The 4,230-nt window shown below is 67.8% G+C and carries 7 protein-coding genes; all 7 read right to left on the bottom strand.

Translation table 11 applies throughout. From position 1 onward, the window contains the following. Positions 1-221, bottom strand: a 221-nt coding sequence (locus tag VGD44_RS08960) for an SURF1 family cytochrome oxidase biogenesis protein (RefSeq protein ID WP_331086052.1), incomplete at its 3' end; no start/stop codon positions are given. Then, the gene (locus VGD44_RS08965; RefSeq protein WP_331086054.1) at positions 211-570 is read right to left on the bottom strand and encodes a DUF983 domain-containing protein; all 360 of its coding nucleotides are present in this window, start codon (positions 568-570) and stop codon (positions 211-213) included. The genes VGD44_RS08965 and VGD44_RS08960, both read right to left, overlap by 11 nt. Positions 571-580: 10 nt before the next feature. Then, entirely contained in the window at positions 581-1,453 is an 873-nt protein-coding gene (locus tag VGD44_RS08970; protein ID WP_331086056.1) for a cytochrome c oxidase subunit 3, read from the bottom strand. Positions 1,454-1,596: 143 nt separating this feature from the next. Further along, a complete protein-coding gene (locus VGD44_RS08975; protein ID WP_331086058.1) occupies positions 1,597-2,199 on the bottom strand; it encodes a cytochrome c oxidase assembly protein in 603 nt (200 codons plus the stop codon). Then, positions 2,177-2,329 carry a hypothetical protein gene (locus VGD44_RS08980; protein WP_331086060.1) on the bottom strand — a complete coding sequence of 51 codons (153 nt, stop codon included), beginning with the start codon at positions 2,327-2,329 and terminating at the stop codon, positions 2,177-2,179. The genes VGD44_RS08975 and VGD44_RS08980 overlap by 23 nt, the downstream gene beginning before the upstream one ends. Next, a complete protein-coding gene (gene cyoE, locus VGD44_RS08985; RefSeq protein ID WP_331086062.1) occupies positions 2,330-3,301 on the bottom strand; it encodes a heme o synthase in 972 nt (323 codons plus the stop codon). A gap of 85 nt (positions 3,302-3,386) precedes the next feature. Further along, a partial coding sequence (locus tag VGD44_RS08990) for a cbb3-type cytochrome c oxidase subunit I (protein ID WP_331086064.1) occupies positions 3,387-4,230 on the bottom strand: 844 nt, incomplete at its 5' end.

The following is a 4,230-nucleotide window of genomic DNA, read 5'->3' on the forward strand; positions in this document are numbered from 1 at the left end:
CGGGTGAAATCGGCGTCGGCGCCCCGCGCCACGCGGTCGAGGACCGGGCCGATGGGCTGGGCGGGCGCGGCCTGTAGCGCGGCGATCTGCCCCAGCAGGTGCCGCTTCCACTGCAGCCGCTGGACCTGCCAGGTCCCCAGCGCCAGCAGGATCGCCAGGGCGATGGCCGTGGCGACGGTCAGCCCCACGGGGAAGCCCCCGCGGCGGGCCTCAGTCGTCATGGCGCGCTTCGGAGGCCCGGTTCATGAACTGGGCGGCCAGCATCGCGCCCTTCAGAGGGCGCATCAGGCCCAGCGAGATGAACAGCGTGGCCGGCAGCCAGACGATCAGGTGGACCCAGATCGGCGGGTGGACCGTGAACTCGGTGATCACCGCCGCGAAGGCGACGGCGAAGCCCGCGATCATGATCACGAACACCGCCGGGCCGTCGCCCGAGTCGGCCTTGGCGAAGTCGTAGCCGCAGGCCTCGCAGGCCGGGGCCACCTTCAGGAAGCCGTCGAAGAGGAAGCCCTCTCCGCAGTTGGGGCAGCGTCCGGCTACCCCAGCCAGCAGCGGATTGGGCTTACTCACACGCTCAGCCTCAGTGGCCGGGTCCGCCGAACACCACGTAGATGAAGGCGAACAGGAAGAGCCAGACCACGTCGACGAAGTGCCAGTACCAGGCGGCGGCCTCGAAACCGAAGTGCTGCTTGGGCGAAAAACCCTTCCCCATCAGGCGGATCAGACAGACGATCAGGAAGATCGTCCCGACCAGCACGTGGAAGCCGTGGAAGCCGGTGGCCATGAAGAAGGCCGAGCCGTAGAGGCCCGAGTTCTCCGCGCCCTCGCCGCCGAAGAAGTACTTGTGCTCGAGGATGTGCTGGTACTCGTAGGCCTGGATCGCCGTGAACAGCGCGCCCAGGACGATCGTCAACGCGAGACCGATCTTGGCGCTCTTGCGGTCCCCCTGCTGGAGCGCGTGGTGCGCCCAGGTGATGGTCGTGCCCGACAGCAGCAGGGTCAGGGTGTTGACCAGCGGCAGCTGGAAGGCCGGCACGGTCTCGATGCCCTTCGGCGGCCAGGTGGCCCAGGCGGCGCGGACCTCTTCGATCGGCGCCAGCGTCCTGTTGCCGTGGAACAGGGCCATCTCGAAGAAGATCCAGAACCAGGCGACGAAGAACATCACCTCCGAGGCGATGAACAGCACCATGCCGTAGCGCAGGCCGATGGAGACCACCGGGGTGTGGTCGCCGCGGTTGGCTTCCTTCACGACGTCAGCCCACCAGCCCAGCATCGTGAACAGCACGCCGGCGAGGCCCGCAAAGAACAGGGTCGGGTTGTGCTGCGGGATACCGAACAGGCCCTTCATCCAGGCCACGCCACCCAGCGCCATGACGGTGGCGGCGATGGAGCCGACCAACGGCCACGGGCTCGGGTCCACCAGGTGGTAGTCGTGCTTCACGCCAGCGGCCATCGCGGTCTCAACCCCTCGTCAATTCCCCTCGCGCGCGGCTCCGGAGAGTCGCGTGCGGACAGTCGCGGACGCTATAGCCTCCCCCCCTGCCCTCCGCCAAGGGGAAAGGCGCGCTTCTGCGCCGCAGGCCTCTGCTGGAGGCCTCAGCCGCCTTTGTGGGCCTTCACCTGCGTCGCCGCGTCGGCCTGCGCCGGCTGGGCGGTGGTCGAGGGGAAGAAGGTGTAGCTGAGGGTCACCTCGGGCTTGCCCTTGGTGTTGATGTCGTCGGCGTACTTCGGGTCGATGTAGTAGAGCACCGGCATGTCCACCGTGGCGCCGGCGGCGATGGTCTGGTCCTCGAAGCAGAAGCACTGGAGCTTCTGGAAGTAGGGTCCGGCCTGCTCGGGCACGACGTTGTAGAGCGCCCGTGCCGTGATCGTCCGGTTCGAGTTGTTCCTGACCCGGAAGAACGCCAGCTTCGTCTCGCCGATCTTCACCTCCTGGGAGGTCTGTTCGGCGGTGAAGGCGAAGGGCAGGTCGCGGACGTTGGCGTCGAACCGCACGGTGAGCGTCTTGTCCAGCACCTTGTCGGCGGCCGCATCGGCCCGGCGGGTCGCCCCGTCGAAGCCGGTGACCTGACAGAACGCGCGGTAGATCGGCACCGAGGCGAAGGCCGCGCCGATCATGCCGAAGAAGGTCGCCGCGCAGATGACCGCGACCTTCACATTGCGCTTGCGCTCGGCGTCAGAAGGCGCGTTCGAGGACACTGCCGCCCATCCGGATGATCGACACCACGTAGACGATGATCACGAAGGCCACGAGGCCCAGCGCGATCGCGATGTTGCGGCCGCGGCGGGCCCTGGCGAAATCCTCGCCCTCGCGGTTGGGGTCGCTCATCTAGAGAAGCTCCAGGGGGGCCACGCCGGCCAGGTGCTCGCCCAGCAGGGTGGCGAACAGCAGCGCCAGGTAGAGGATCGAGAAGGCGAAGAGGTTGCGCGCGTCACGGGCGCCGGCGCGAACATCGTAGAGCCCGTCGTCGTTCCGGGGGTCGGCCGCCTCGCCCGCCTTGCTGCGGTAGAGGCGCGCCGCCAGCAGCAGGAACACCAGCCCTCCCAGCGCCGAGACGCCCAGGTAGATGGGCCCGCCCAGGCCGGTGAACGCCGGGGCCACGCAGATCGGGATCAGGGCCAGGCTGTAGCCCAGGATCTGCGTCCGCGTGGACGAGGCGCCCTTCGCCACCGGCATCATCGGCACGCCGGCCTTGGCGTAGTCCTCCGAGGTGTAGAGCGACAGCGCCCAGAAGTGCGGCGGGGTCCACATGAAGATGATGGCGCACAGGAGCCAGGCGTTCAGCGGCGCCGTCCCGGTGGCCGCGGCCCAGCCGATCACCGGCGGCAGCGCGCCCGCTAGGCCGCCGATCACGATGTTCTGCGCCGTCCAGCGCTTGAGCCACATCGTGTACACCACGGCGTAGAAGACGATGGTGAACGCCAGGAGGCCGGCGGCGAACCAGTTCAGCGCCATGCCCATCAGCATCACGGAGAACAGCGACAGCACGACGCCGAGGGCCAGCGCGTCCGCGCCCTGCACCTTGCCGGCCGGCACCGGGCGGCCGCGCGTGCGGCGCATCTTCGCGTCGATGTCGGCGTCGTACCACATGTTGAGCGCCCCGCTCGCGCCCGCGCCCACTGCGATGCAGAGGATCGCCACGACGCCCAGGATCGGGTTGATCTGGCCCGGCGCGCAGACCAGGCCCGTCAGCGCCGTGAACACCACCAGCGACATCACGCGCGGCTTCATCAGCTGCAGGAAGTCCTGCCAGCGGGCGGGCGTGGAGCGCGGTGTGTCGTGGGCCGTAGCCATGGCCATCGGATACTACTCTCAGAATATCCGAAGGGCGCGCCCCGCTTCCGGAACGCGCCCCCCGAAGATGGTGCTGGGGCGGAGCCCGGCGTCAGTGGACGTCGGGCTTCACCACCGGCAGTTCGTTGAACTGGTGGAACGGCGGCGGCGAGGAGAGCGTCCACTCCAGCGTCGTAGCGCCCTCGCCCCAGGGGTTGGCCTCGGCCTTGCGGCGGCGGACGGCCGCTTCGACCAGCACCAGCAGGAAGACGATGACGCCCACCCCGGTGATCGCGTAGCCGATCGAGGACACCTGGTTCCAGTAGGCGAAGCCCTCCGGATAGTCGACGTAGCGGCGCGGCATGCCCTGGAGGCCCAGGAAGTGCTGCGGGAAGAATACCAGGTTCACGCCGACGAACATGATCCAGAAGTGCGCGGCGCCGAGGAACTCGTTGTACTTCACGCCCCACATCTTCTCGAACCAGTAGTAGAAGCCCGCGAAGATCGCGAACACGGCGCCGAGGCTCAGCACGTAGTGGAAGTGGGCCACCACGTAGTAGGTGTCGTGCAGGCTGTAGTCGATGCTGGCGTTGGCCAGCACCACGCCCGTCACGCCGCCGACGGTGAACAGGAAGATGAAGCCGATCGCCCACAGCATGGGCGTCTTGAAGTCGATCGACCCGCCCCACATCGTGGCGATCCAGCTGAACACCTTCACGCCGGTCGGCACCGCGATGATCATCGTCGCGGCGGTGAAGTACATCTTCACATCGACGCTCATGCCGGTGGTGAACATGTGGTGCGCCCAGACGACGAAGCCGATCACCCCGATCGCGACCATCGCATAGGCCATGCCGAGATAGCCGAAGACCGGCTTGCGGCTGAAGGTCGCTACGATCTGGCTGACCATGCCGAAGCCGGGAAGGATGAGGATGTAGACCTCGGGGTGCCCGAAG

Origin of the sequence: Phenylobacterium sp. (assembly GCF_036402295.1) — a bacterium.
In the GTDB taxonomy this organism is placed as follows: Bacteria; Pseudomonadota; Alphaproteobacteria; order Caulobacterales; family Caulobacteraceae; genus Phenylobacterium.

Coding starts and splice junctions, on each gene's coding strand:
- VGD44_RS08970 (WP_331086056.1), bottom strand. CDS start 1,453: ATGGCCGCTGGCGTGAAGCACGACTACCACCTGGTGGACCCGAGCCCG.
- VGD44_RS08980 (WP_331086060.1), bottom strand. CDS start 2,329: ATGAGCGACCCCAACCGCGAGGGCGAGGATTTCGCCAGGGCCCGCCGC.
- cyoE (WP_331086062.1), bottom strand. CDS start 3,301: ATGGCCATGGCTACGGCCCACGACACACCGCGCTCCACGCCCGCCCGC.